The organism is Candidatus Aminicenantes bacterium, assembly GCA_026393795.1.
Lineage (GTDB): Bacteria > Acidobacteriota > Aminicenantia > UBA2199 > UBA2199 > UBA2199.
Genome location: JAPKZL010000263.1, coordinates 1 through 1,561, shown reverse-complemented (window position 1 = coordinate 1,561; position 1,561 = coordinate 1). Strand labels below are relative to the sequence as shown.

At 55.7% G+C, this 1,561-nt stretch carries 1 protein-coding gene and 1 tRNA gene; one reads left to right on the top strand and one right to left on the bottom strand.

The window, feature by feature from the left end; genetic code table 11:
- Window positions 1-2: 2 nt before the first annotated feature.
- Window positions 3-75: transfer RNA gene (locus tag NTW95_12975), tRNA-Thr, on the bottom strand.
- 158 nt (window positions 76-233) lie between these two features.
- On the opposite strand from NTW95_12975, the gene NTW95_12970 reads away from it, so the two are divergent.
- Entirely contained in the window at window positions 234-1,169 is a 936-nt protein-coding gene (locus NTW95_12970; protein ID MCX6558322.1) for a hypothetical protein, read from the top strand.
- Window positions 1,170-1,561: the final 392 nt, after the last annotated feature.

Here is a 1,561-nt window from a genome sequence, read left to right as displayed (position 1 = left end):
CAAGCTGGCGAAGGGATTTGAACCCCCGACCGGCTGATTACAAATCAGCTGCTCTACCAGCTGAGCTACGCCAGCGTGAAAAAAAAGAGTATAGCACAACCTTACCTGTTCTGTCAATCGCGAAAAAACCGATGTCCGTCCCAGGGATTGGGATTATATCTCTTTTCGCTTCCGAAAGCAAGTTGTTTGCCAAATTTTTTTTATTTTCGCCGGGCATGGACTATAATAACCCGATGCAACGGGTTATCTTCATTTTTATCGACGGCATTGGCGTCGGCCGGGGCGATGCCGACAACCCGTTCTATCAAGCCGGCAGCCTGTACCTGCCTTGCTGGCAGGGGGGCATGTCCCTGCCCGACGGCACATTGCTGGCCGCGATAGACGCCACCCTCGGCATCCCCGGGGCACCGCAGAGCGCCAGCAGCCAAACGGCGATGTTTTGCGGGGTCGCGGCCGGCGAGATCGGCAACCGCCACGTCCACGGCTACCCTGACCGCCAGCTGCGCGCCATTATCAGGGAGAAGAACCTGCTGTCCCGACTGGCGGGAATGGGGGTCAAGGCTCGCTACCTGAACGCCTACCCGGCACATGACGAACTGTTCAGCGCCAAGCATGTCCGCATCGAGCCCGACGGCCGCCTCTGGTTCTCGGCGGAGTTCCCGGAGCGTTTCAAGCGGATGATTTCGGTCACCTCCTGCATGCTGCTGGCCAGCGGCCAACAGCCCTTCGGCGAAACCGACATCCGGACCCGGCGGTCGCTGTACCAGGACTTCTCCAACCGCCAATTGATCGCCCGCGGGCTAGAACTTCCCGAGTATTCCCCGCTTCAAGCCGCAACGATCGTCGCCAACGCCGCGAAAAAGTGCGACTTCATCCTTTACGAATACTTTCAAACCGACATCTACGCCCACCGCCGCTCTTTTGCCGATTGCGTAGCCTTGATCAGGGACCTGAATGACCTGCTCGAAAACCTGCTGTCCCGTTTGGACAAAAGGCGGGACACCCTGATCTTGACCAGCGACCACGGCAACCTGGAGGAATTCCATGTGCGCGGCCACAGCCGCAACCCCGTGCCCTTCCTGGCCTGGGGCAAGCATGGCGAATTCCTGCGCGCCAGAATCAAAAGCCTCAGCGACGTCACCCCGGCGCTGCTGCAGCTGTTTATTTAAAAGAACAGTCCGGCATTGACAGAAAGAGTATTTCAGGATATAATGCAGGCAATTGAGCCCGTGGTCCCCAAATGGGGATTCTACAGGGAAGAAGTGAAATGATGTAAAAGCCCCCGGGCAGCATCCCGCCAGCGAGTCGAAAACTCGATTTGGATGACATTCCTTCATAATTCGCGAAAAGGCGGGCCCAAAATTAAACCAACCCTGCTGCGCAGGTTAAGTAACTTATAAAGCAAATTATCTTGTTGTTTTACCAAGTTAATTTGCTTTAAGTTACTAAGGAATTGTCATGAACATCCATGAAAAAAGTGCGGCCGCCAAACATTTTGATCGACCGTTGCAAAAAGACCAACCCGGCCGCGGAAACAACCAACCGTCCCCAATGGCCGCTG